Here is a 26,093-nt window from a genome sequence, read left to right on the forward strand (position 1 = left end):
GGACCTTGACGGAAAGGCTGGTTTTCTGTAAAATTAACATGTGAACATCAATTTTCAAGTGAATGGGGCGTCGCCAAGCGGTAAGGCACTGGACTCTGACTCCAGCATTCGAGGGTTCGAATCCTTCCGCCCCAGCCATTGGCGATAAGGGTGTGCGTGAACGCACACTTTATTTTATAGTTGGGCTCGGATGTAGGTTGCCGTGCAAGCAGGATAGCGGGAGGTCTAAAGTCCATGCTACTGACCAGAGAAGAAGTTGAACATGTTGCAGCATTGGCTCGTTTGAAGTTGAGTGATGGAGAAAAGGAGAGGTTTGCGGAGCAGTTGACAGCCATCCTCGATTACATGTCGCGGCTGAACGACCTCGATACCAGCAAGATTGAGCCTCTAACTCACGTCCTTCCTCTGAGTAATGTCTTTCGCGATGATGGGGTGAGCCCGGAAGAGACTAACAGGGATGATATACTGGCCAATGCTCCTCTAGAGGAAAACGGGTGTTTTAAAGTGCCCCGAATTGTGTGAATTTTCGCGATCGCAGCCGATAGCACTAACTTGTGCAGTGAGGAGGAAGTCAGGTGCGGCTATGTGAATTGACTGCCCATGAATTGAAAGACATGCTGGCCCAAAGAGAGATTACGGCCCAAGACATAGTGGAATCATGCCTGGACCGCATAGGTGAAGTGGAAGAGAACATCAAAGCGTTTGTTACGTTGACTCCGGAGGCGGCTCGCGATTCCGCGCGCAAACTGCATGAAGAAGGCGGTTACAGAGGGTTGGCCGGCATCCCATGTGGATTGAAGGACAATTTGTGCACCCGCGGCATGAGGACTACCTGTTCTTCCCGCATGCTCGAAAATTTTGTTCCCCCTTATGATGCTACGGTTGTTTCCAAACTTCGGAGAGAAAAGGCCGTATTCATGGGTAAGCTCAATATGGACGAGTTTGCCATGGGTTCTTCCACAGAGAACTCGGCTTTCTTCCCTACTCGCAATCCCTGGGATCCGGAACGGGTTCCCGGTGGTTCTTCCGGTGGTTCGGCGGCTGCGGTTGCTGCCGGCGAGGTGATATACGCCCTCGGTTCTGACACGGGTGGTTCCATACGGCAGCCGGCGTCGTTTTGCGGGGTTGTGGGTATGAAGCCTACATACGGAAGGGTTTCTCGCTATGGTTTGGTTGCCTTTGCGTCGTCTCTGGATCAGATAGGGACTTTGACCAAGGACGTGACCGACTGTGCCCTGGTGATGAATGTTATCGCCGGCCATGACAGGCTGGACTCCACAAGTATCGACGCTCCTGTACCTGATTATACTAAGTTTTTAGTACCTGATATAAAGGGCTTTCGGATAGGTTATCCCCGCGAGTATTTTCAAGAGGGAGTAGACGATGCGGTTAAGGAAACCATCAACCGGGCCATGCTGAAGATGGAAGAGATGGGGGCAGTGGTAGAAGAGACTTCCCTTCCGCATACCGAGTTCGCTTTACCTGCATACTACATCATTGCCCCGGCTGAGGCCAGCTCCAATTTGGCCAGGTTTGACGGGGTAAGGTATGGGTTGAGAGATGTTAAGGCCGAAAGCGTTATCGACATGTTTGCCAGTTCCAGGGCCTTAGGCTTTGGGCCAGAAGTGAAAAGGCGAATAATGCTGGGGACCTATGCCCTTTCCTCTGGGTATTATGATGCGTATTACCTTAAGGCTTTGAAGGTAAGACGGCTGATTAAGGAGGATTTCGATTGGGCTTTTGATAAATACGATGTTTTAGTGACTCCAACTGCTCCCACAGTTGCCTTTAAGCTTCATGAAAAAACGGATAATGTTCTGGCCATGTATATGTCTGACATAGCTACCATTCCCGTGAATCTAGCAGGATTGCCAGCTATGTCCATACCCTGTGGATTTGTAAACGGGTTACCGGTTGGCTTACAAATAATCGGTAGGCCGCTGGAGGAGGGAACTTTGTTGAGGGTGGCATACGCTTTTGAACAGAGTACAGGGATGGCTCGTTTGAGACCTCGGCTGGGGGTGAACTGAGTGCCGACAGGACGCTATGAGGCGGTAATAGGATTGGAAGTGCATGCCGAGCTGAGAACGGATTCGAAGATATTCTGTGCTTGTTCTACCCGTTTCGGGGCTGAACCGAATACTCAAGTATGTCCCATTTGTACAGGGATGCCCGGGGTTTTACCCGTACTGAACCGTAAAGTAGTGGAATACGCGATAAAAACCGGCTTGGCTCTTAATTGTGAAATTGCGGAGTTCAGCAAGTTTGACCGCAAGAATTATTTTTACCCCGATTTGCCTAAAGCTTACCAGATATCGCAGTACGACCTTCCTATCTGTCGCAACGGTTATATTGATATAGAAGTCGAGGGGCGCAAAAAGAGAGTAGGGATTACCAGGGTGCATATGGAGGAGGATGCGGGAAAACTGTTACATCAAGGTACCATAGCCAGTACCCCGTATTCTCTGGTGGACCTTAACCGGTCCGGGGTGCCGCTCCTGGAGATCGTTTCGGAGCCGGACATGAGGAGTCCTGCCGAGGCCCGTCTTTACATGGAAAAACTGAGGTCCATTCTTCTTTTCCTGGGGGTATCGGACTGCCGGATGGAAGAAGGTTCCTTGCGCTGTGATGCCAACGTTTCGGTTCGCATACAGGGGCAGCAGGGGTTTGGGACCAAGACCGAGATAAAGAATTTGAACTCTTTCAAAGCCCTGGAAAGGGCTCTTGAGTATGAGATAAAACGGCAGATAGAGCTTTTGGAGGATGACGAGTCGGTGATTCAAGAAACCAGAACCTGGGATGAATCGCAACAAGCGACTCTTTCGATGCGCTCGAAAGAAGAAGCTCAGGACTACCGTTATTTTCCGGATCCCGACCTGGTTCCTCTAATCATCGATAGGGGATGGGTTGAAGAGGTACGATCGAGTTTGCCCGAGCTTCCTGATGCTGCTCGCGAACGCCTTATGAGACAGTTCAACTTGCCCGAATATGATGCCAACTTACTTACGATGACCAAGGACACGCTTGATTTTTTTGATGAATGTATGCAGTATTATCAAGACGCTAAGACTGTATCCAACTGGATAATGGGAGAATTGAGCCGGCTCTTGAACCAGCACAACCTAGAGCTGAAAGATGCGAAGATCAAACCGGCTCATTTGACGGAAATGCTGAAAATGATTGATAGCGGCCAGATAAGCGGAAAAATGGCCAAAACGGTATTTGAGGAAATGTTTGTTAGTGGGAAATCTCCCGAAACCGTGGTTAGGGAAAAGGGAATGGTACAGATATCGGATGAGGCTGCTTTGGAACCTGTCATCGCCCGTATCATAGCTGAGAACTCAGGGGTCGTGGAGGATTATCGCAAAGGAAAAGAAAAGGCTTTTGGTTTCTTGGTAGGGCAGGTAATGAAGGCAACCCGGGGGCAGGCAAACCCGAAGGTTGTCAATGACATATTAAGAAGGATGCTCGTAGATGGTCAATGAATCGATAGCTGGTAATAGGCAAACGTCTTACCGAACAACGGAAGGGAAAGGAGTGACAGGTTTGACCAAAAGTTCGCTGAGCAAAGACTGGTTTCTGGCGAAGGACGCTAAGATTTACATCGTAGACACAACTTTACGCGACGGAGAACAGACGGCTGGAGTTGTCTTCGCTAACCAGGAAAAGATCCGCATAGCTAAATACCTCGACGAAATAGGGGTAGACCAGATCGAGGCCGGGATACCCGTTATGGGAGGACACGAAAAGGAGTGTGTCAAGCAGATAGTATCCCTGGGACTGAGAGCTAGTATTATGGCCTGGAATCGGGCTGCCATATCGGACTTGAAACATTCTCTTGACTGCGGCGTGGATGCGGTAGCGATATCCATATCGACTTCCGATATTCACATCGAGCACAAGCTTAAGACCACGAGGGAAGATGTTTTACGGAGGATGTCAGAGGCGGTCTCGTTTGCCAAAGACCACGGTCTCTACGTTTCGGTCAACGCGGAAGACGCATCCCGTACCAATATGGAGTTTCTTATCGAGTTCGCCCTAACCGCCAAACACTGCGGGGCAAACAGGTTGCGCTTTTGCGATACAGTAGGTATCCTGGATCCTTTAACTACTTTTCGTAAGATCAAGACCTTGCGAGACGCTATCGAGATGGATATCGAGATGCACACCCATAACGACTTTGGAATGGCTACTGCTAACGCTATAGCCGGGGTTTATGCGGGGGCTAACCACGTAGGGGTCACGGTAAACGGCCTTGGTGAGAGAGCCGGAAACGCTTGCCTGCAGGAAGTGGTAATGGCTTTGAAGTATCTCATGAACGTGGACCTGAACTTCAAGACTGAGAAATTCAGGGAAGTTGCCTTGTACGTGGCCCAGGCTGCAGGGAGAAAGGTGCCTCCCAGCAAGCCGATTGTCGGGTCTAACATTTTCGCCCACGAGTCGGGTATTCACGGCGATGGCGTGCTCAAAAACCCGTTGACATATGAGGTATTTAAACCGGAAGAAGTAGGATTGGAGAGGCAAATAGTCATTGGCAAACATTCGGGCACGGCGGCACTGAAGGCTAAATTCCGCGAGTACGGTTTAGAGTTGGGCGACGAGGATGCAGAAAACATTTTAGAAAGGGTCAGGGCAACTGCGGTTGATCTCAAACGTTCGCTCTTTGATAAGGAACTGGTTTACATCTACGAAGACTACATGAAGGAGAGAGGGAGAAACGTTGGGTAAGACTATAGCGGAAAAGATACTGTCGGCCAAAAGCGGGCAGGATGCTAGGGCTAATGAAATCGTGGTAGCGGATCTTGACTTCGTCATGGGGCAGGACGGCACGTCGCCCCTGGCTATTCAGGCCTTTGAGGAGATGCAAGGAGACGGACCGTTTGACCCGCGCCGCGTGGCGATGGTTATTGATCACAGCGCACCCAGTCCTTTGGAAGGGGTCTCGCGTCTCCACGCCAAGATGCGGGATTTTGCACGCCGCTACGGCATTATCCTGTACGACATCGGTGAGGGTGTATGTCACCAGCTGCTTCCTGAAAAGGGTCATGTGGGGCCGGGTAGCTTAGTCATCGGGGCTGATTCTCATACGTGTACTTACGGGGCCATCAACGCTTTTGCCACCGGGGTGGGGTCAACCGATCTGGCGGCGGGAATTATCTCGGGCAAGATGTGGTTCAAGGTTCCAGAAACGATAAAGTTTGTGATCAACGGTAGGCTACCTAAAGGAGTATATTCCAAAGACCTCATCCTCTATCTCATTGGAGACGTGACTGCCGATGGTGCCACTTACATGGCGGCCGAGTATACGGGTGAAGCGATCAAAACCTTGTCCGTGGAAGCTCGTTTTACCATCAGCAACATGGCCATAGAAATGGGAGCCAAAGTAGGGCTGATGGAAGCCGACGAGAAAACAATGGAATGGGTGAGAAAGCACACTGATAGGACCTTCGAACCGGTTGAAGCGGACCCGGACGCTGCATATGCAGCTGTCAAGGAATATGACGTGTCAGAACTGGAACCCCAAGTAGCCAAACCACACACCGTTGACAATGTGGTTCCGGTAAGTCAAGTTGCAGGAACTCCGGTGCAGCAAGGAGTAATAGGAACGTGCACCAACGGTCGTTTAGAAGATCTTAGAGTCGCAGCCAGCATACTGGAGGGGAGAAAAATACATCCCAACTTCAGGTTGATCGTAGCTCCTGCTTCGCGCCAGGTTATGCTCGATGCCATAAGAGAGGGAGTACTGCAAACTTTGATTGAGGCCGGAGCAGCGGTGGTTACGCCCGGATGCGGGCCTTGCGTGGGTACCCATAACGGGATTCCTTCTGATGGCGAAAGTGTAATTTCTACAGCTAACCGTAACTTCAAAGGGCGAATGGGAAACAACAAGGCCTTCATATACTTGGGCTCGCCTGCGACGGTAGCAGCGTCTGCCATTACTGGCATTATTACCGATCCTAGGGAATTCTTAAAATAGGAGGATTAGTCTGCTATGGAACTTAGAGGGAAAGCACACAAGTTCGGTGATGATGTCAACACCGACTACATAATCTCGGGACGGTATAAGTTTAAGACCTTAGACATGACGGAGCTGGCCAAGCACGTTATGGAGGACCTGGACCCCGATTTTTATTCGAAGGTTCAAAAGGGAGATATGATAGTTGCTGGGAAGAACTTCGGCTGCGGGTCGTCACGTGAACAGGCTCCATGGGCAATCATACATGCCGGTATCAGCGCGGTCCTGGCCAAGTCCTTTGCCCGCATTTTTTATCGCAACTGCATCAACACCGGGTTGCCTCTTATCGAGTGCGATACCGACCGCATTGAGCCGGGGGACGAGCTCGAGGTGGATCTGGAACGAGGGGTAATTTCTAATTTAACCCAGGGAACTGAGATTCCGATAAAGCCGTTGCCCAAGGTTATGATCAAGATCCTCTCGGACGGGGGGCTGGTGGAACACTTCAAGAAATACGGCACGTTCAATTTTGACTGACGGACAGCTTACAGTTCTCAGTTTATCATTCTTAATTCTGCATTCTAGATTCTCAATTACTTCCTGGCTCAGCTGAAACTTTTGCCTACGAAGACATCGGGCGGTATAGCTCGTTGACTTCAATCGGTAACGAGTAAACGTTATAAGGGGTGAATATTTTGGTCGAGGGTGAAAAAATCAGGGTGGTCAACGGAGCGCTGCAGGTTCCGGATAATCCGATAATTCCTTTTATTATCGGTGATGGTACCGGGCCCGATATATGGGCAGCAGCATCAAGGGTACTCGAGGCTGCGGTAGAAAGAGCATATCAGGGCAAGAAAAAAATTGTATGGAAAGAGATTCTCGCGGGTGAAAAGGCTTTTAACTTGATAGGACAGTGGCTTCCTCAGGAAACCATAGATACCATCAGGGAGTACGTTATAGCAATAAAAGGGCCACTTACTACTCCTATAGGTGGCGGCATCCGTTCTCTGAACGTGGCTTTGCGGCAAGAGCTGGATCTATATGCCTGTGTTAGACCGGTGCGTTATTTCAAAGGAGTACCATCTCCGGTCAAAAGGCCCGAGGACACGGACATGGTGATATTTAGAGAAAATACAGAAGACATCTATGCAGGCATCGAGTGGCCAAAAGGGTCGGAAGAGGTCAAGAAGGTCATAAGGTTCTTAAAAGACGAAATGGGAGTGAAAAACATAAGGTTTCCCGAAACATCGGCCATTGGCATAAAGCCCATATCGGAAGAAGGGAGCAAGAGGCTGGTTCGAGCGGCAATAAGGTATGCGCTGAGCGAAGGACGAAAGAGCGTGACCCTGGTTCACAAGGGGAACATTATGAAGTTTACCGAGGGAGGCTTCAAGAACTGGGGGTACGAAGTAGCGGAACAGGAGTTTGGGGACCACGTCTTTACCTGGAACCAGTACGATGAGATCAAGGAACGTAAAGGAGAAAAAGCAGCTAATGAGGCTCAAGCAGAGGCTGAGGCCCAGGGCAAGCTCATAGTTAAGGACGTAATTGCCGATATCTTTTTGCAGCAGATACTGACCCGTCCTCGAGAATTCGATGTTATAGCTACTATGAACCTCAATGGTGATTACATTTCTGATGCGTTAGCCGCGCAGGTAGGGGGGATTGGGATTGCCCCAGGAGCTAACATCAACTATGATACTGGACATGCGGTATTTGAAGCAACCCACGGAACAGCTCCCAAATACGCCGGGCTGGACAAGGTCAATCCTTCCTCGGTTCTTTTGTCAGGGGAAATGATGTTGCGGCACTTGGGATGGCATGAAGCCGCGGATCTCATTATAGGAGCTGTGGAAAGAACCATAGCGAGTAAGATCGTGACTTATGACTTTGCCCGGTTGATGGAGGGTGCAACCGAAGTAAAATGCTCGGAATTCGGGGATGCTCTAATTCAAAACCTGTAGCCCTTTGGATAGAACAAAATTGAGAAATACAGGATTAAGAGGAAAACCTGGCCAGGCCAGGTTTTTTTATTTGCTCATAAAACACAGAGGGTATGACAAAAAATAAATTTGAATTCAGATCAAAGGAGGCGAAAAAGATGGCTAGCGAAATCAGAATGCAAGGTGGAGTTGTGGCCAGCCCGTACCCGGTCAACACCGGGGAAAATCTAAAAATAATTTATAACGGGTTATTGGCACAGAGTGGAGCCGACCGAGTCTTTTTGCACATGGGTTACGGACCTTCCACCCATTGGGCGAGCATCCATGACCAGGAGATGATGCGGACAGATCGCGGGTTCGAAACTACCTTGAAGGTAGAGAGACCTGACCGTATCAACTTCTGTTTCAAAGACTCGGCCAACAATTGGGATAACAACAACGGTATGAATTGGAGTGTGTGAACCGAAGAGGAGGCCATGGCATGGCTCGGGCAGAGATTGAAGGCGGGGTAATAGCGCATCCGGTGCCGGTTACGGCTGGGGCTGAGGTTAATATCAAGTACAATGGCCTCTTGGCTGCCAGCGGGGCAGATGCCGTCTACCTTCATTACGGGTACGGTCCAGCCAATCACTGGGCCGATGTTACCGACTTGCCCATGCACCGAACTTCAGACGGGTTTGAAGCCAGCGTCAAAGTAAAATCTAATGACCGGCTGAATTTCTGTTTTAAAGATAGTGCCAATAACTGGGATAACAACAACGGCAAGGATTGGAGTTATACTATTCATTCTGGCAGGAAGCCCTAGCAATTCCCCTCGCTTGGTCCCGGGTTCAATTACCCGGGCTTTTTTTATGTTTGGGGAGCCGTATGCTTACCAAGAAACCGGAACATATTAATGAAAGATGCTGCTAAAATAGGCGTTTTGAACTTCGCTATTTGAAGAAGGTTGCTAGGAGGTACTTTTATGCGAGTGATGATGCTTTCCTGGGAGTTTCCTCCAAGAGTAGTCGGGGGACTGGCTATGCACGTGTACGATTTGTCTACATCGATGGTTCGACAAGGACTGGAGGTAACGGTCGTAACCTGCGGCGGGTCAGAGTCACTGGAGAGAGAGAGAGTTGAAGGAGTAGAAGTATTGCGCGTTCGCCCTTATGACTTGCCCACCGCTGACATCCTGGGCTGGTCACTTCAGTTGAACGTAGCCATCCTGGAAAGGGCCATAGACTATGTGAACCAGGAAGGAGAGGTGGATATAATACACGCTCACGACTGGTTGGTAGCATACGCGGCTCGGGCGTTGAAACACGGCTATAGAATTCCTATGGTAGCGACTGTGCATGCTACCGAGTACGGGCGCAATAACGGGCTTCATAACCAGTTGCAGAGAAGTATAAGCGACATCGAATGGTGGCTAACCTATGAAGCCTGGCGGGTCATATGTTGTTCTAGCTATATGGTCGATGAAGTGCGGCGGGTGTTTAATTTGCCTTCCGATAAAATACGTTTGATACCTAATGGGGTATACCCGGAAAGATTGCGGCAGAAAGAGGTGGCGCCTGGTTTTAAAGATAGATGGGCCCTGCCCTACGAGAAAATAGTGTTTTTTGTAGGCAGGTTGGTGCCGGAAAAAGGGGTGCAAGTGCTTCTGGAGGCTGTGCCCAAAATCCTCGGATATTGTCCTGAAGCAAAATTCGTTATCGCTGGAACCGGTCCTTTTCACGATTTCTTGCGACAAAAGGCAAACGACTTGGGACTTGGGGATAAGGTCTGTTTCACAGGGTATATCAGTGAAGAGGACCGTGACCGGCTGTACCAGGTAGCCGATGTAGCCGTTTTTCCCAGTCTTTACGAACCGTTTGGCATAGTAGCTCTCGAGGCCATGGCTGCAGGAACCCCGGTTGTGGTTTCGGACAGCGGTGGGTTAGCGGAGATAGTAAAAAACAACGAAGACGGGCTGTGGGCTATAACTGGGTCAGCCAATTCCCTGGCGGACAGGGTGATAGAGATATTAACAAACCGAGATCTAGCCCAAAAACTTGCCCACAATGCAATTGAGAAGGTGTACGCCCAATATGACTGGAGGATAATCTCAGCTAAAACCGTGGAAGTGTACGAAGAAATTCTGAAAGAAAGCAAAAACAGCGGGTTTCGAGCTCCGCGCAAGTATGAATGGCCTTTTCGTCGGCAAAGCCTGGTTGCGAGGCGAGCCACAGACCCGGCACTCAGCTGACTGAAGTTGTAACATGACAGTAGGCTCCAAAACGCTAGTCAATAATCAAGATTTAAGCTGAGTGCCGGGTCAGCGGCGATTTCTAGCTTTTACGGGTTGGAAGGCACGATGACGTAGCTAGGTATTTCTACGTCGTAACGCAGCATAAGTTGAAACAGGTAGTCTGCAGAAACGGGCAACCGTACTACCATGTGGCGTGCTGTGCCTGCAGTGCGGTTAAGGGTCTTCATGAACCGTATTAGACTGTTATCCGAGGCGAACGTTAGCTCACGAGCATCGATAATTATGTTGCAACAGGCCTTACCCAAGGCGGCGGCAAAGGATTTAACAGCTTTGCTTGCCGCTGTTTCGTTTATTTTTCCAGTCATTTTAGCCAGGGCTTGAACCCCGTCCGTAAAAAGCTCGATTTTCGTCAGTTGGTGATGGATAACTTTGAAGATAGGTTGCTCTATTAGCGAGAAGGCGTCCCGCGACTCGGTTTCGCCGGGCTGGAGTAAGGTGTGGGCATAGTGCTTGTTTTCTCTCACCCATTTCCTTACCAGCCAGTAACCTACGGCGCGAAAGGCCACGGATCGCCATCCCGATACCTGGAAATTTGAAAAAAGGTTGCTTAAAGAGTAGAAACGCTTAAACGCTTCCTGGGTCTCGGCCTGCAATGAATAAGCCGACATGCCTGCGGGGGTAAATACTACGTGATGGGCGTCATACAGGCTCCATTCGCGGGTAAAGATGCGCCCAGCAGCTTCCAACTCGGCAAAGGTTCTGGTCCCCGGCAAAGGGGTCAGTATCATGAACTGAACGGTGTCGATGTGGTTCTTAAGCGCAAAAGACACCGTTTCTTCAATGGTTTCCGCAGTGTCTTCATCGCTTCCAAAGACGAACATTCCGTGCACCATTATGCCGTAATCGTGAAAACGTTTAACGCAGTACTCGATGTCGGATACTTCCTGGCGCTTGTTATAGTTTTTTAAGGTTTTGGGATTGATGGACTCCATCCCCACGTATACGTAACCACATCCGCTATCCCGCATGAGCGAGAGGAGCTCATCATCCCGCGCGCTTTCAGTACGTACCTGAGCAAACCAGCGGCGGGGTCTGGCGTTCTTCTCAATCATTGCTCGCATTAAGGCTTTGGCCCGGGCCGGACTGGCTGTGAAGTTGTCATCGACGAAGAAGACCTGCTTGCCTTTATACTGTTCCAGTTCTTCTACAATAGATTCAATGCTACGACAACGCATCTTGTGGCCGAACATAGGGGTTACACTGCAGAAAGTACAATCGTAGGGACACCCGCGCGAAGTTACTACCGGGTACGTCGAAAGCCTATTTGCACCGAAAACGGATATGTGGGGAAAAGGTAAAGTCGCGATGTCAACCCAGTCTGGTGCCGGGTTGTGTATGACTTCCCCGTTATGGACAAAACTGATACCCGGCACCTCAAACGGTATTTCCCCTTGATTTAGGCATTGTACAAGAGCGGGGAACGTGTAATCTCCTTCCATCCGCACCACGTAATCACAATGCCCTAGGGCTTCTTCCGGCATGAAGCTGACATGCGGTCCGCCCATCACCACCGCTATGCCTTGGGAACGGGCGAAGTCCGCTAATCGGTAAGCATAAGGGGCGGTCGACGTGGTAGCAGATATTCCAACCAGCTGGGTGCCAGCCAGATCCGAAGCTTTCACATTGCGATAGGTACCGTAAACCAGGTTGACATGATGTCCTTGTTGTCTGAGAATGGTTCCTAGGATGGGCAGTCCCAAACGCGGCATCTTAACCGTGCTGAATACATGTTTGCCCGGGGGCTTGGGTTCAATCAAGGTAATGTTCAAAAGAAAAACCTCCTTTAAAAATCCAGGGAATCGAGGGTTAGAATTGGCTATAAGAGCCAAAGGATTGTTTGTAACACAAAAAGCTTAAAGCGCAGGCATTGCGGGATTTACGAAGGTAACGGTAACGCTCTGTAAAGGTCGGGGTCAGCAACTGCACTGCGGGAATTATGAAATTGCCTAATGTCTTTGACCTTTTACTTTCTTATAATATTATCATGAAAGGGAAGGCTTTACAAATTCATTAGAAAACGTGCAAAAAGGGACGATTCTTAAATTGCACGATTTCCAATTTGCATGAAGGGCTGAATGGTTTTCATGGAAGGATTAGATTTGATAACGAGAATATACGGGCTGGCCTTGGTATGCATGTCTTTGCTGATATGGAGCTATGCTGTGTTGGTGGTGCCAGCGACCTGTCAATGGAAGAAACCCGGCGTGGGGTTCGTCGTGCCATTTGTGATAGGGGTGTTGGCCATAGCCATGGGCAAAGGGACCGACATTACCTCGAGCTATATATTTGCCGAGGTTGCCGGGATGCTTGTTGTCGCCGGTTTAGCCGCGCTAGGAACCAGGTTGATGTACTCGCCGGAACTGGTGGCCGCTGTTTTGGGTAGTGCAGCCCTGCTGTCCTGGCTTTGGTTTTCTGTACTTTTCTTCAGGCAGTTCTGGATACGCTACATTCAGTTTTGGTGGTGGTTGCCGTTCGCGTTACTATTACTTGTGGCTACAGTCCAGTTAGCACGAACAAGGAAGTGGCCGGATTGGGGAACTCCGACTGTCATACTTGCTGCCAGCTATCCAGGCTGGCTTTTTTTGTCGGGGAACAGGCTATTTTTACCGATTTTTCTGAAAACGCTCGGATTGGTATGGCTTTTTGCTTGCATGTATCGTGAGGCTGTTCGTGTAAGCCAGGCTGAGCTTCAGCAAGCTCGCACGGTTCTCGAGGACTTTGAAAGAGCGGTAGGCAGGGAAGTGAAGCTGAGGATGTTAGAACTGGAGAGGGCCAAGCAAAGGCTGGCCGATAAGGCCTCAACCGACGCGTTGACCGGCGCCTTGAACAAGAAAGCTTTATTGCAGGAGATTGATTCGCTGCTGGTGGCCCGAGATAGAGATGTTTTTTGCCTACTAATGTTTGATATTGACGAATTCAAGCAGTTAAACGATAAGCTGGGTCATGTGGCGGGGGACATGGCTTTAAAACGGCTGTCTCGGATAGTAAAGTCTTCCATTCGAGAAGGTGACATTTTCGGACGTTACGGCGGAGACGAGTTCATAGTGGTGTTCCCTCATACGCCGTTGAGTGATGCCCGGCTGATTGCGGAGCGTATAAGGCAAAGGGTGGAAAACGACAAGACCGGCCCTCCCATAACTCTTTCCATGGGATTGGCTGCTTATCCGCTGGATGGAGAAACGGGAGTCGCCTTGGTGAAAGCGGCAGACGAAGGGTTGTATCTCTCAAAAAGCAAAGGCCGCAATCGGGTCTCTCATGTGCGGACAGAGCAAAACGAGCAGTAGAAACGTAAAAAAAAGGGGCGGTTCTGAGATGGCATGCCACGCCATATCAGAAGCGCCCTTTTTTTTGCACTTGTATTATTTGACCGGGGAGCGTGCATATTACTGGTTAAGGATTGCCGGTTCGGACCTGGTCTGTATGTGCCAACTTCCACCTTCAAGAACGACAAGGAGGAGTAAGGGATGAAAGCGGTGGTCATGGCTGGAGGGGAAGGAACACGTTTGCGGCCCTTAACTTGTAACTTGCCTAAACCTATGGTACCGGTAATGAACAAACCGGTTATGGAATACGCGCTTCGGCTTCTGCGGGAAATCGGGATAACCGAGATTGCGGTGACTTTACAATACTTGCCTGAACACATCAAGGCATACTTCGGAGATGGCAGCGAATGGGGGGTCAATCTTCACTACTACGAAGAGGAGACTGCGCTGGGAACGGCCGGGAGCGTTAAGAACGCAGAGGATTTCTTGGATGAAACCTTCATCGTTGTGAGCGGGGACGCTTTAACCGACTTCGCTTTGGGCGAAGCCGTTGAATTTCACCGTTCGAGAAAAGCCCTGGCAACCCTAGTGCTGACTCGGGTTGAGTCTCCGCTTGAGTACGGCCTGGTGCTAACCGAACCGTCAGGAGCCGTAGCTCGTTTCTTAGAAAAGCCTTCGTGGGGCGAGGTGTTCAGCGACACGGTGAACACTGGAATATACATTTTGGAACCGGAAATCCTTCAGTACATCCCACCGGACACGGTCTTCGATTTTTCGCGAGAGCTTTTCCCAAAACTGCTACGTGGCAAACAAGGGATTTTCGGGTGCGTGCTCAGTGGCTATTGGTGTGACATTGGGAACTGTGACATGTATTACCAGGTACACCTCGACATCCTTGACGGCAAGGTAAAAATCGAGATCGACGGTAGCCGCCAGGGGCTTGTGTGGATAGGGCCTGGGGCCTTTGTGTCGCCGGAGGCAGTGGTTCAGGGGCCATCTTACATCGGTCCAGGCTCGGAAATAAGGCCGGGAGCTTTTTTGGGGCCTTATTCGGTGTTGGGTGAGGGATGTCTGGTAGACAGGGGGGCTTCGGTCAAGAGGACGGTAACCGGTAAAGGATGTTACTTGGGACCGCAAGCCGAGGTGAGGGGCGCGATTCTCGGGCGGGGGGTAAACATTCAAACAAAAGCCGGGGTATTCGAAGGGGCGGTAATCGGGGACCACTCGAAGGTGGGAGCCCAGGCTATGGTCAAGCCAGGGGTAAAGATTTGGCCACACAAACATATTGAAGAAGGAAGAAGCGTTTTGGAAAGCGTGGTATGGTCAGGCCGGGTGACCCGGAACCTATTCGGGATTGGGGGAATCAAGGGCAAAATCAACGAGGAGTTAACTCCTGAAAACACCGCACGTATCGGCAGGGCCTTGGGAACGTATCTTCCTACCGGAGCGAGGGTGGTGGTAGGAACTGATTCGATTTCTGCCAGTCAGTTATTGAAAGATGCACTGGTCAGCGGGCTCTCGGCTACCGGAGTAGAGGTCGCAGATGCCGGCCGGTGTTTGCTGCCGGTTTTGCGGTATGCGGCTCACAGCTTTCAGACCAACTGTGGGGTGTACTGTCGGGTTCTGGGGCCAGACGGGCATATGGCGAACCTGGTTGTGGTGAACGAGAACGGAGCGGATCTACCTAAGCGCGAAGAGCGTAAGGTCGAAAACATCTGGAACCGGGAAGAGTTCAGACAGGTACCGCCAGAAAGGATAAGAGAAAAAACCGTCCTGCCTGCCATTTCTTCTTCATACACCTCGGCGATGCTGGCCAAGGTCAACGGGGATCGTATCAAACGCCGCAGGTTTTCGGTCGAGCTGGCGGCCGAGAATCCATATTTGTCTGGCACGATGGCTGAAATCCTGGACCAGCTGGGTTGCCGGGTGAATCGAGTCGATGGCCGGGCCAAGATGATGGACGGAGATTCTAGCCCTCTCGAGACGGGGATGGCGTTAAGCCAGTTGCAACGCAGGTTGTGCGAAAAAAACTTCGGGATAGGGTTGTATCTTTACGATGGGGGACAGAAGCTGGCCTTGGTAGATCGGCAGGGGCGGGTGATTAAAGAAGAGGAGTATATTGCTTTACTTGTAAATCTGTTTGGCCGCTGTTTTCAAACTGTATACATTCCGCTCTATCTACCGCAGGCAGTAGAAAACTCGCTTCGTGGTTCTGGACAAAAAGTGATACGAACCAAGTCTAGCCCCGACAGTCTGATGGAAGCCATGCTGAAAGGAGGAGAAATTGAGCAGTTTTACCTTTACGCTGACGGCTTGTATGCTGCTATGAAGATACTCGAACACCTTGCAAATCATGATAGAGAACTGGAGGATGAGATAGAGGTTTTGCCGGTTTTGAATTACCACAAGCGAGAAACCAGGGTAGCATGGGAACATAAGGGAAGGGTAATCAGAAGGCTGGCGGAAGAAAAAGGGCTAGGATTGACCGATGATTACTTGGAGGGGGTGCGCCTCGAAAACCCAGATGGCTGGACCCTGGTACTTCCGGATGATGAGAGACCGGTATGCCGCATATACTCGGAAGCTTTTTCCCAGGAAGTAGCCGAGGCCTTAACCGATTTCTATGAGCAAAAGATAAAGGAAATATGCTCTGGCGAAAACCAACAGCATTGGAGGGACGAAAATGCCTGAAATGAGACAGAATCCGGTAAATGGACAGTGGGTAGTGATAGCGGCGGAAAGGGCGATGAGACCCCAGGATTTTCCAGCCACGCGCGAGGAACCGCGGGTATCAGACTGCCCTTTTTGCGGGGGGAGGGAAGAAGAGACTCCTCCCGAAATATGGGCCTACCGCCAAGCAGGGACCGATAGAGACGCCCCGGGCTGGTGGGTGAGGACAGTACCGAACAAATACCCGGCTTTGGCTCCTGACGGGATTTTGGCTGAACATAATGAAGGGGTTTATAGTCGCATGACCGGTATCGGGGCTCACGAGGTAATCATCGAGACGCCGCGTCACCAGGTTCATTTTCACGAACACCCGGTTGGCCAGGTAGAGGAAATAATTAGGATGTGGCGGGACCGTTATTGTGATCTGGCTAGGGACTACCGGATAAAGTATATTCAGGTATTCAAGAACCACGGAAGAGAAGGCGGTGCTTCCATAGAACACACTCACTGCCAGCTCATAGCCACCCCGGTAGTTCCCAAGTCAGTGATGGATGAAGTTGTTCACGGGATTGAGCGGTACCGTCAAACCACTGGTAGGTGCGTATTCTGCGATATGATGGTCCAGGAACAGGCTGCGCAAGACCGCCTGGTGCTCGAAGCCGAGCATTTTTTGGCCTTTTGCCCATTTGCTTCTCGTTTTCCGTTTGAAACTTGGATACTGCCCAAGCATCACAAAACCGATTTTGGAGCCATATCGGAGGACGAGATAAAGAGCTTGGCCTGGATCCTGCGCGAAACTTTTACCCGTTTGGCTCAGGTCCTAAACAACCCTCCCTACAACTTGATACTGCATTCCTCTCCGGTTAACATTCCCTGGGATCCGGGGTACCACTGGCATTTGGAGATACTGCCCCGCTTGACCAGAGTTGCTGGGTTTGAGATGGGGACCGATTACTACATTAATCCTACTCCGCCAGAAATGGCGGCTAAGATACTGCGCGAGACAATTGAGGATCTGGGCACTTCGCATTAAACCCGTCCCTGGCTGGGGAAAGAAGAAAGAAGGTAGATTGATGAAAATACTGATGGCTGCTTCCGAGATGGTCCCGTTTGCCAAGACCGGAGGTTTGGCGGACGTAATCGGATCCCTACCCAAGGCCTTACAACGGTTGGGACACGACGTCAGGGTGGTAATCCCGAATTACAAACAGATCAGCGGAGGGCGGTACGTTACCGATTTGCCGGTCCCCATGGACGGACATTTAGAAACCGCTATTGTAAGGCAAACGGCAATAAGGTCTGGAGAAACGGAAGTACCGATCTATCTGGTCAACAATTACCGCTACTTCTACCGCGACCATATTTATGGCTATGCCGATGAAGGAGAAAGATTCAATTTCTTCTGCAAGAGCATCCTGGCTATGCTGCCTTACCTGGAATTTAGACCTGACGTAATTCACTGTAACGACTGGCATACCGGTTTGTTGCCGCTGTTCTTAAAGATACGTTTTTCGGGCGAGCCTTTCTTTGAGACGATGGCCACGGTGTTTACGATTCACAATCTCCAGTACCAAGGAAGGTTCCCGCGGGCCATATTGAAGCCATTGGGACTGGGCGACGAGTTTTTTACTCCGGAAGAGCTGGAATTCTACGGCGAAGTCAATTTTATGAAAGGCGGGCTTCTGTACGCCGATGTGATAAACACAGTCAGCCCGAAGTATGCCATGGAAATACAGACCCCGGAGTTGGGCGAAGGACTCGACGGGTTACTGCGCAAAAGGGCTCTGGATCTTTACGGGATTATCAACGGCATCGATTACGAGGAATTCAATCCCGCTACCGACAAAAGGATATACGTGAACTATGACGAGAATTCATTAGAGAGAAAGAAACTGAACAAGTACGAGTTGCAGAAGGAATTGGGGTTGGAAGTGTGTGACCGTCCGCTTTTGGGCATAATCAGCCGCCTGGTCGGGCAAAAAGGTTTAGACCTGGTAGCAGAAACGGTAGAACCCGTTCTGGCAGGTGGAGCCCAGATGGTCTTGCTCGGCACCGGCGAGGACCACCTGGAAAAAACCTTTGCCGACCTTCAGCTCCGGCATCCCGGACGAATGTCGGTTAACCTCGGGTTTAATTCGGTTTTAGCCCAAAAGATATACGCTGGTGCAGACATATTTCTGATGCCGTCCCGGTTCGAGCCATGCGGATTAGGGCAGCTAATAAGCCTGGCCTACGGCACCATCCCCGTGGTAAGGGCGACCGGGGGCTTGAGCGATACTATCCAGGACTATGATCCCTCAACCGGCGAAGGTAACGGGTTTTCTTTTTCCGCTTATTCAGCGGAAGCTCTGCTTGCGGCTATAAACAGAGCTATTAACCTTTATCGCGATGACCGGCCAGCGTGGTTAAACCTGATGCGCCGGGGCATGAAGATGGACTTCTCCTGGAACCATTCCGCCATTAAATATGTGCAGCTGTACGAAAAAGCTGTGAGCCGCCGCCAGCAGCGCATTACGAGGGCGGTGTGAAAAGCGTTGGGACTTGTAAGCTTCTGAATACAAACTAAAAAGAGGATGAGGCAATCGACTCGACCAAGAAAAACAATAAGCTTAAAATTAGAGACAAGGAACAGGCGAATGTTTGTTCCTTTTTCTTTTGCCAGGATGAGGTGGGTACCGTAAAATTATTTTGTAGGGAGATTAATTTCAACAAAGCAGCGTGAATCTTTGGTCATACAATAGGAATCGGGAGGAGGGTGAAAGCATGACTTTGCGGTTTGTAATCGGCAGGGCGGGAGCTGGGAAAACCACTTACTGCCTGGAGGAGATACAAAAGGAGCTCCAGGACCGCCCTTTGGGGCCCAGTATTATCATCCTCGTCCCTGAACAGAGCACTTTCCAGATGGAGCAAAAGCTTACCGGGCTACCGGGGCTGGAAGGGTCTTTTCGGGCTCAGGTTTACAGCTTCCGTAGGTTGGCCTGGCGGGTTTTGCAGGAAACAGGAGGGGCTAACCGCCCGTTTCTGGGTGATAACGGCAAGAGGATGGTGCTCTGCCGCCTCCTGGAGGAAAATCGGCACCGGCTGAAGGCTTTCGCCCGGGTAGCGAAGCAGCCGGGTTTTTACGACCGGCTGGCCCAGGCCATAGGTGAGCTTAAGGCTTATCACGTTAAGCCGGAGGACCTGCAACAGGTGCTGGCCTCTTGGCAGGGGGAGTCGCTGGCCAAAGACAAGCTGGCGGACCTTCTCCTGATTTATCGAGGTTTTCAGCAGGTTTTGGAAGGAAGGCTGATTGATCCGGACGATTATCTCGATTTTTGTGCCCGGAAGATCGGGGAATCGCAGACATGCCAGGGCAGCGAGGTATGGGTCGACGGTTTTAAAGGATTTACGCCCCAGGAATACGAGGTTCTGGTTTCGCTTTTGAAAACCTCGAGCCGGGTGAACTGCTTGCTATGTCTAGACCCCGGGGCTTTAACAAAGCCCGTGAAGCGGGAAGAAGTCTTTTTCTGCACTTACAATACATACACCCGTCTTTTGCAAATCGCCAACCGGGCAGGGGTTGAGGTGGAGCCGGCCTTAATTCTAGGCGAGAACGGACTCCCGAGGTTCAGGGAGAACGAGGCCCTGGCCCATCTCGAACGCGAGTTTCCGGCCTGGCCCGGTGCCGTTTTCTCCGGGAAAGTTCAGGGGCTGAAGCTGGTAGCCGCAGAGGACCGGCGGGCGGAAGTCGAGGCCGTGGCCCGCGAGATACTAGCTTTATGCCGGGAACGGGAATACCGCTTTCGGGATATCGCAGTTTTGGTCCGTGACCTGTCCATATACGGAGAACTGGTGCCCCAGGTTTTCCAGGTATATGGGCTACCCTGCTTTGTCGACTCCAGAAGGCCGGTTACCAGTTACCCCTTGATCGAGCTCGTCAGGTCGGCCTTGGAGGTGGTGCTGTCCGGGTGGTCTTACGAGGCGGTTTTCCGCTTCCTGAAAACGGACCTGGTTCCGGTTTCCCGCGAAGAGGTGGACGAGCTCGAGAACTACGTCTTGGCTCACGGAATAAAGGGGGCGGGCTGGACCGACCCAAGGCTCTGGGCATACCGGCGGCGATACTCGCTAGGCGAAGAAGACCCCGAAGAAACGGCGGACCTTGCGCGCATAAACCGAATTCGGGAAAGGGCGGTAGCAGCCCTGGCATGGTTTGAGGAACAGGTCAAAAACAGCCCGACTGCTGGATCGGTGACCAAGGCTCTCTACCTGTTATTGGAACAACTTGGCGTAAGGAAACAGCTGGAGGCCTGGAGCAGGGCGGCCGAAGCCGAGGGGAGGCTCGAGGAGGCGGCGGAACACGCCGAGGTCTACAACCAGTTTCTAAGCCTGCTGGATGAAATGGTTGACGCCCTGGAAGATTACTCACTATCACTGGAGGAGTACCTGCGCGTTCTGGATGCGGGTTTAGGGGGGCTGACGCTTGGGCTGATACCTCCTGGGCTAGACCAGGTCTTTGTGGGTTCACTCGAACGCTCGCGGCCTTCGGAGGTGAAGGCGGCTTTCATCTTAGGGGTCAATGACGGGGTGCTGCCGCAACCGCCCCGGCAGGATGGACTCTTGAGCGAGAAAGAACGGGCCGAGTTGGCAATCTTCGGGGTAGAGCTGGCCCCAGGGAGACAAGAGCGGCTGTTCGAGGAGCAGTTTTTGGTTTATACTGGCCTGACCAGGGCGAGCGAATACTTGTGGGTCAGCTACCCTCGGGCTGATGAAGAAGGCAGAGCGATGAACGCTTCTCCCGTCATCGATCGGCTAAGAGAGGTGTTCCCAAGCATCGAGGTCGCGACGGTTTCCCTGGAACCTCCTGGGGGGGCGGGCGACCTCGCGTATGTGGCGGTTCCCGGCAGGACCCTTTCTTTTTTGGCGACGAGGCTGCGGGAGGCCGGAAGCCTGGGGGCACTGGACCCGGTGTGGGCCGGTGCGTACAAATGGTTGAAAAAGAATCATACCCAGGCTTTGCACCGGGTGCTGGAAGGGTTCTCTTACCGGAATGAAGAACAACCGCTGGGGGGGGATTTGGCGCAGAGGCTCTACGGTTATCCCCTCCACCTGAGCGTGAGCCAGCTGGAGCAGTTTGCGTCGTGTCCTTTCGCTTATTTCATAAGGTACGGTTTGCGAGCTAAGGAAAAGGAGACCGCTAAGATAAGGCCGGCAGACCTGGGGACTTTTTTCCATGACGCCCTGAAGAGGTTTGTGGAAGAAGTTAAAATTCGGAGGCTTGCCTGGGAAACCGTAGGCCGGGACGAATGCCGGGAACTGGCAGACGAGATAGTCTCGGAGATGGTAACCGCGATGGAGCCGGAGATGCAAACCTTGAGCGAGCGGCGGCGTTATCTCGTAAGCAAGCTGAAGGAAATTGTGGAAGTATCAGCCTGGGCCGTGGCCGAACACTTAGCTTGCGGCGATTTCAGGCCTGTAGGGCTAGAACTGGAGATAGGGAGGAACGGGATTCCACCGCTTGTGGTGGACGATGGTGACGTAAAACTGAAACTGGTGGGGAAGGTAGACCGGGTAGACGCCGCCCCTAACGGAGAAGGGGTTTACCTGCGGGTCATAGATTACAAGTCGGGTTCGACCGGCTTCAAGCTGGACGAAGTGTATTACGGTCTCCGCCTGCAGCTTATCGCCTACCTGGACGCGGTGGTCGAAAACGCCGCTGTTCTGTGGGGGAAAGAAGCGGTCCCGGCGGGGGTTTTTTACTTCGAGGTCAAGAACCCTCTTATACAGGGGAATGTGGACGGGCCAGAAAAAGCGGAGCTCGAGGTGCTCAAATCCTTCAGGCTAAAAGGATTGGTTCTGGCGGAGGGGGAAGCGGTAGAGCTTATGCACCGGGGACTGGCTGGCAATTCCCACGTTATACCGGTAGGTGTGAAAAAGGATGGAAGCTTCACCGCCCGCTCCAAGGTAGTTTTGAGGGAGCAGTTCGAGTGGCTGAGACGGCATTTCCGGGATGTGGCCCGGAGAAGCGGCCAGAGGATACTGGCAGGAGAAATCGCGGTAAGCCCGTTTGCCAAAGGGAATCGTACGGCTTGTGACTACTGCGGGTTCAAGGCTGTTTGCCGGTTCGACGTGGCTTGCGGGGACTCGTACCGGGTGTGGGATAGCCTGGAGGAAGCGGTGGTCTGGCAGAACCTCAAGCGGAACCAAGGGGGCAAAATAGATGGAGAATAGTGCTTGGTCGAGTGAACAGCTTGATGCGATTAACTGGCGGGGAGGGAACCTTTTGGTTTCGGCGGCGGCCGGAACCGGAAAAACGGCGGTACTGGTCGGGCGTATTATGGGCCACCTCAAGGACCCGGTAAACCCTATCGACATAAACCGGTTGCTGGTCGTAACTTACACGAATGCTGCTGCTGCGGAAATGAGAGAAAGGATAAGGGCAGAACTGGCAAGTGAGATCAGCCGTAACCCGGAATCGGTGCATCTTCGGCGCCAGATGATTCTTTTGAACGACGCCTGCATCGCCACTATGCACTCCTTTTGCCTGGACGTGGTGAGGGAACACTTCTATATGGTCGGATTGGACCCTGCATTTCGCCTAGCTGACGAGACCGAGGCCGAACTCCTGCAACTGGAGGTGCTGGAGGCTCTGCTGGAAGAAAAGTACGCGGGAGGAGATGCTAGCTTTTTTGCTCTGGTCGACCTTTACGGAGGGGAGCGGGACGACGAGGGCTTAAAGGAACTGGTTTTGAAGCTTTTCCGCTTCTCCCGCAGCTTGCCCTGTCCTGGAGATTGGTTGAGACAGGTTGCGGGGGAATGGGCGAAACAGGTGGAGTCCATAGACGCGTACGCGTGGTGCGAAGAATTGAAGCAGGGTATCGGCCTGGAGATCGGCGGTTGTATCGAGGAGATAAAAAGGGCCATCGCCCTTTGCCTCAAGCCCGGAGGGCCGGTAGCTTATATTGACAACCTTAAGCAAGACCTCAAGATGCTCGGCAGCTTGTCCTCTTTGTGTAAGAGAAGCTGGGCCGAATTGGGAGAGGGGTTTGACGGCGCGTCTTTTGCCGGTCTGAAGCCGCTGCGCAAGAAGGACGGGATCCGCTCCGAGCTACAGGAACAGGTAAAGACCATCCGGGATCAGGTGAAAAAACGGATCGATTCCATCCGTAAAACCGTCTTCAGCAGGACCCCCGAGCAGCAGGCGAACGATATGCGCAGGATGGCCCCGGTAGTCGAGGCTCTGATCGGCCTAGTGAGCGAATTCGGCGAAAGGTACCGGGGGGCCAAGGAGCGGCGGTCGATGCTTGACTTCAGCGACCTCGAACACTATTGTTTGAGGATTTTGTCGAGAGCGGATGGAGGGTGTGACAGGTTTACCCCGTCATCGATCGCATTGGAGTTCAGAGAGAGGTTCGTAGAAATCTTGGTCGACGAATACCAGGACATTAACGCGGTACAGGAGGCGATTCTTAACCTGATATCGAAGCAAGAAGCGGAAAGATCCAGTATTTTCATGGTCGGGGACGTAAAACAGAGTATCTATCGTTTCCGGTTGGCCGAACCCGGGCTTTTCCTAGAAAAATACCACCGCTACCCACGGCAAGCCGACAATGGAGAGCGGCGAATAGACTTGAAGCAGAACTACCGCAGCCGGGACAGGGTGATAGAAGCCGTGAATTACCTCTTCGGCCAGATCATGGCTCCGGGGGTGGCTGAGATGAAATATGGTGGTGAATCAGAACTGGTCCCGGGGTCTGTCTACCCGGACTCGGATGACGGTAAAGACCTGAGCACCGAACCAGTTCAACTGGTGATTGTCGATGCGGCTGGGGATGGGGTAGAACCCGGGGACGACAGCCTGGAGGAGCAGTGGGACGACGATGGGGTGTTTTCAGGGTCAGAGGAACAGGGGGACAATCGGGTGCTCTTCAACCAGGCCCAGCTCGAAGCCAGGCTGGTAGCGGCGGAAATAGAGAGGCTGCGTAAGGAAGGCGTGAAGGTGTGGGACCGGGAAGCCGGGGACTACCGCCCGCTGTGTTTTCGCGACATCGCCGTTTTGCTGCGAACGACCCGCGGGGCGGCCCAGGCTTTCGTTGAAGAGCTTCGACGAGCAGGTATACCGGCCTACGCTCAGGTTGATACCGGGTACTTCGATGCCATTGAGGTAAAAACCGTATTATCTTTACTAAACATCATCGATAACCCCCGGCAGGACATTCCACTCCTGGCGGTTCTGCGCTCGCCGATTGGGGGATTCAACGCGGCGGAACTGGCGGAGATCAGGGTACACTTCCCCGAGGGCAGTTTCTACGAGGCGGCGGTTAGGGTGGCGGGTAAAGGCGACAACCCTGTAGGGAAAAAGCTCCAGGAGTTTTTCCGTAAACTGGAGGGGTGGCGTACCGTGGCCCGGAGGAGAGGGACCAAGGAACTTCTCTGGAACTTGTTCGAGGATACCGGTTACTACGATTACGCAGGGGCCATGCCAGGCGGTAAGCAGAGACAGGCTAACCTGCGGCTGCTCGAAACCTGGGCAGCGCGGTATGAAAACTCTTCTTTCACGGGGTTGTTTCACTTCCTGCGGTTCGTGGAGAGAATGCAGGAAAACGGCTGGGAAATGGGAACCGCAGCGGTGACCGCCGAGAACGATGATGCCGTACGGGTGGTCAGTATTCACCGGAGCAAGGGATTGGAGTTTCCGTTAGTTTTCGTGGCTGGCTTGGGACGGATGTTCAATTTTGCCGACCTCAGGGGCAAGGTGCTGGTTCACCGGAAGCTGGGAATCGGACTGGAGTTCGTGGACCGCGATCTTGCCGTGACCTACCCTACCCTGGCGAAACTGGCGGTGAAGAACAGGATCAGGCGGGAGATGCTGGCGGAAGAGATGCGACTTCTGTACGTGGCCATGACCCGGGCCAGGGAAAAGCTGGTTCTGGTAGGAACGGTGAAGAACCTGAACAAGAGTGCTGGGGAGTGGTGCCGTGCTGCCAGTACCGGGGCGGACACTCTACCCGAAGCGGTTTTAGCTCGAGCCAGGTGCTACCTGGATTGGATAGCTCCGGCAGCAGTCAGACAGGCAGGTGGATTAGAGCTATGGCAGCGGGCGGGCGAAGAGAACGGGCAGCAGGAGGGAGAAGTGTATTTTGACGTAAGGGTGGTGAAGGCGAGCGAGCTCGAAGAGCGGGCGGCTACTGCCCCAAGGCCCAAAGACGATGACTCCTTGTTTACGACGGGGGAAGGAGTCGAGCTGGCAGCCGGGGATGGCCTGGGCGAGGTGGAACGCAGACTATCGTGGCGCTATCCGTGGGAAAAGGCTTTAGGGAAGAAGGCCAAATTCTCGGTTACCGAAGCCCGAAACATTGTTGCCGCTTCCGGAGAATGGTACGGGCCAGAAGAGGAGACGCGCAGGACCGATTTCGTTTCTCATCCCCGGTTCTACCGCAAGACCGGGGGTATTACCGCCGCCGAGCGGGGGAGCATAATGCACCTGGTGCTGCAGCACGTTGACCCGGCTAAAGCGGGAGATGTCACGGGGGTAAAACGGGAATTGGAAGAGATGATCGCCAGGGAGATCCTGGGGCCAGACCAGATCGAGGTCGTCGATATCGATGCCATCGCGGGCTTGTTTGCGGGAGAACTGGGACGGCGTATAGTGCGAGCCGGAGAAGCGGTCTTACGGGAGCTGCCTTTCAGCCTGTCCTTACCCGCGGAAGAACTGTACTCGGGTGAGCTTTGCGGGTGCGGCGAACGGGTCCTGGTGCAGGGGGTTATCGACTGCCTCCTGGATGAAGGTGATGGTTTTGTACTCATCGACTACAAAACCGACGAACTGCGACCGGGACGGGTGGAGGAATTGGTGGCAAAGTACCGGCCTCAGGTTGATCTCTACGCCCTGGCGGTTGAACGGATACTGAAGAAGCCGGTCAAAGAAAAGTACCTGTATTTCCTGTCCGGTGGTCTGGCGGTCAAGATTTGAGCAGACCTCCATGACACCT

General features: G+C 52.3%; 17 protein-coding genes and 1 tRNA gene. 17 read left to right on the plus strand and 1 reads right to left on the minus strand.

Annotated features, from left to right (window positions below; all coding sequences use genetic code 11):
- Positions 1–63: 63 nt before the first annotated feature.
- The 11 genes from HPY90_RS03280 (at position 64) to HPY90_RS03330 (ending at position 10,129) form a co-directional block, all read left to right on the plus strand.
- A tRNA-Gln gene (locus tag HPY90_RS03280) sits at positions 64–138 on the plus strand.
- Between the two features lie 96 nt (positions 139–234).
- Positions 235–522: an Asp-tRNA(Asn)/Glu-tRNA(Gln) amidotransferase subunit GatC gene (gatC, locus tag HPY90_RS03285; RefSeq protein ID WP_273698636.1), complete on the plus strand. Its 288-nt coding sequence runs from the start codon at positions 235–237 to the stop codon at positions 520–522.
- A 53-nt stretch (positions 523–575) separates the two neighbouring features.
- Positions 576–2,030, plus strand: a complete 1,455-nt coding sequence (gene gatA, locus HPY90_RS03290) for an Asp-tRNA(Asn)/Glu-tRNA(Gln) amidotransferase subunit GatA (RefSeq protein ID WP_287191097.1) — start codon at positions 576–578, stop codon at positions 2,028–2,030.
- Positions 2,031–3,485: an Asp-tRNA(Asn)/Glu-tRNA(Gln) amidotransferase subunit GatB gene (gene gatB / locus HPY90_RS03295; protein WP_013174693.1), complete on the plus strand. Its 1,455-nt coding sequence runs from the start codon at positions 2,031–2,033 to the stop codon at positions 3,483–3,485.
- A gap of 61 nt (positions 3,486–3,546) precedes the next feature.
- Entirely contained in the window at positions 3,547–4,728 is a 1,182-nt protein-coding gene (gene nifV / locus HPY90_RS03300; RefSeq protein WP_013174694.1) for a homocitrate synthase, read from the plus strand.
- Complete coding sequence (locus HPY90_RS03305; RefSeq protein ID WP_013174695.1) at positions 4,721–5,977, plus strand: 3-isopropylmalate dehydratase large subunit; 1,257 nt, start codon at positions 4,721–4,723, stop codon at positions 5,975–5,977. The genes nifV and HPY90_RS03305 overlap by 8 nt, the downstream gene beginning before the upstream one ends.
- 15 nt (positions 5,978–5,992) lie before the next feature.
- Positions 5,993–6,493: a 3-isopropylmalate dehydratase small subunit gene (locus HPY90_RS03310; RefSeq protein ID WP_013174696.1), complete on the plus strand. Its 501-nt coding sequence runs from the start codon at positions 5,993–5,995 to the stop codon at positions 6,491–6,493.
- A 158-nt stretch (positions 6,494–6,651) separates the two neighbouring features.
- Positions 6,652–7,920 (plus strand): NADP-dependent isocitrate dehydrogenase, encoded by a 1,269-nt coding sequence (icd, locus tag HPY90_RS03315; protein WP_013174697.1) that lies wholly within the window; start codon positions 6,652–6,654, stop codon positions 7,918–7,920.
- Positions 7,921–8,057: 137 nt separating this feature from the next.
- Positions 8,058–8,360 (plus strand): carbohydrate-binding protein, encoded by a 303-nt coding sequence (locus HPY90_RS03320; protein WP_013174698.1) that lies wholly within the window; start codon positions 8,058–8,060, stop codon positions 8,358–8,360.
- A 20-nt stretch (positions 8,361–8,380) separates the two neighbouring features.
- Positions 8,381–8,704: a carbohydrate-binding protein gene (locus HPY90_RS03325; RefSeq protein ID WP_287191103.1), complete on the plus strand. Its 324-nt coding sequence runs from the start codon at positions 8,381–8,383 to the stop codon at positions 8,702–8,704.
- A gap of 159 nt (positions 8,705–8,863) precedes the next feature.
- Positions 8,864–10,129, plus strand: a complete 1,266-nt coding sequence (locus tag HPY90_RS03330; RefSeq protein ID WP_287191105.1) for a glycosyltransferase family 4 protein — start codon at positions 8,864–8,866, stop codon at positions 10,127–10,129.
- A gap of 89 nt (positions 10,130–10,218) precedes the next feature.
- Here HPY90_RS03330 and HPY90_RS03335 read toward each other — a convergent pair whose 3' ends face one another.
- Positions 10,219–11,961 carry a B12-binding domain-containing radical SAM protein gene (locus HPY90_RS03335; protein ID WP_287191107.1) on the minus strand — a complete coding sequence of 581 codons (1,743 nt, stop codon included), beginning with the start codon at positions 11,959–11,961 and terminating at the stop codon, positions 10,219–10,221.
- 330 nt (positions 11,962–12,291) lie between these two features.
- On the opposite strand from HPY90_RS03335, the gene HPY90_RS03340 reads away from it, so the two are divergent.
- The 6 genes from HPY90_RS03340 to addA all read left to right on the plus strand — a co-directional run bounded on the left by HPY90_RS03340 (position 12,292) and on the right by addA (position 26,074).
- Complete coding sequence (locus HPY90_RS03340; RefSeq protein WP_287191109.1) at positions 12,292–13,476, plus strand: GGDEF domain-containing protein; 1,185 nt, start codon at positions 12,292–12,294, stop codon at positions 13,474–13,476.
- Between the two features lie 180 nt (positions 13,477–13,656).
- Positions 13,657–16,146, plus strand: a complete 2,490-nt coding sequence (locus HPY90_RS03345; protein WP_287191111.1) for a sugar phosphate nucleotidyltransferase — start codon at positions 13,657–13,659, stop codon at positions 16,144–16,146.
- The gene (gene galT / locus HPY90_RS03350) at positions 16,139–17,158 is read left to right on the plus strand and encodes a galactose-1-phosphate uridylyltransferase (RefSeq protein WP_287191114.1); all 1,020 of its coding nucleotides are present in this window, start codon (positions 16,139–16,141) and stop codon (positions 17,156–17,158) included. Before HPY90_RS03345 ends, galT begins: the two co-directional genes overlap by 8 nt.
- 40 nt (positions 17,159–17,198) lie before the next feature.
- Positions 17,199–18,653 (plus strand): glycogen synthase GlgA, encoded by a 1,455-nt coding sequence (glgA, locus tag HPY90_RS03355; RefSeq protein WP_287191117.1) that lies wholly within the window; start codon positions 17,199–17,201, stop codon positions 18,651–18,653.
- Between the two features lie 235 nt (positions 18,654–18,888).
- Positions 18,889–22,332 carry a helicase-exonuclease AddAB subunit AddB gene (gene addB, locus HPY90_RS03360; RefSeq protein ID WP_287191119.1) on the plus strand — a complete coding sequence of 1,148 codons (3,444 nt, stop codon included), beginning with the start codon at positions 18,889–18,891 and terminating at the stop codon, positions 22,330–22,332.
- Positions 22,322–26,074 carry a helicase-exonuclease AddAB subunit AddA gene (gene addA / locus HPY90_RS03365; protein ID WP_287191122.1) on the plus strand — a complete coding sequence of 1,251 codons (3,753 nt, stop codon included), beginning with the start codon at positions 22,322–22,324 and terminating at the stop codon, positions 26,072–26,074. Before addB ends, addA begins: the two co-directional genes overlap by 11 nt.
- The last annotated feature ends 19 nt before the right edge of the window (positions 26,075–26,093 follow it).

The organism is Syntrophothermus sp. (assembly GCF_013314835.1).
In the GTDB taxonomy this organism is placed as follows: domain Bacteria; phylum Bacillota; class Syntrophomonadia; order Syntrophomonadales; family Syntrophothermaceae; genus Syntrophothermus; species Syntrophothermus lipocalidus.

Bases quoted from the DNA above. Each gene is read 5' to 3' on its own strand.
- gatC (WP_273698636.1), top strand. From the start codon at position 235: ATGCTACTGACCAGAGAAGAAGTTGAACATGTTGCAGCATTGGCTCGT.
- glgA (WP_287191117.1), top strand. From the start codon at position 17,199: ATGAAAATACTGATGGCTGCTTCCGAGATGGTCCCGTTTGCCAAGACC.
- addB (WP_287191119.1), top strand. From the start codon at position 18,889: ATGACTTTGCGGTTTGTAATCGGCAGGGCGGGAGCTGGGAAAACCACT.
- galT (WP_287191114.1), top strand. From the start codon at position 16,139: ATGCCTGAAATGAGACAGAATCCGGTAAATGGACAGTGGGTAGTGATA.
- HPY90_RS03320 (WP_013174698.1), top strand. From the start codon at position 8,058: ATGGCTAGCGAAATCAGAATGCAAGGTGGAGTTGTGGCCAGCCCGTAC.
- addA (WP_287191122.1), top strand. From the start codon at position 22,322: ATGGAGAATAGTGCTTGGTCGAGTGAACAGCTTGATGCGATTAACTGG.
- HPY90_RS03330 (WP_287191105.1), top strand. From the start codon at position 8,864: ATGCGAGTGATGATGCTTTCCTGGGAGTTTCCTCCAAGAGTAGTCGGG.
- HPY90_RS03310 (WP_013174696.1), top strand. From the start codon at position 5,993: ATGGAACTTAGAGGGAAAGCACACAAGTTCGGTGATGATGTCAACACC.
- HPY90_RS03345 (WP_287191111.1), top strand. From the start codon at position 13,657: ATGAAAGCGGTGGTCATGGCTGGAGGGGAAGGAACACGTTTGCGGCCC.
- HPY90_RS03325 (WP_287191103.1), top strand. From the start codon at position 8,381: ATGGCTCGGGCAGAGATTGAAGGCGGGGTAATAGCGCATCCGGTGCCG.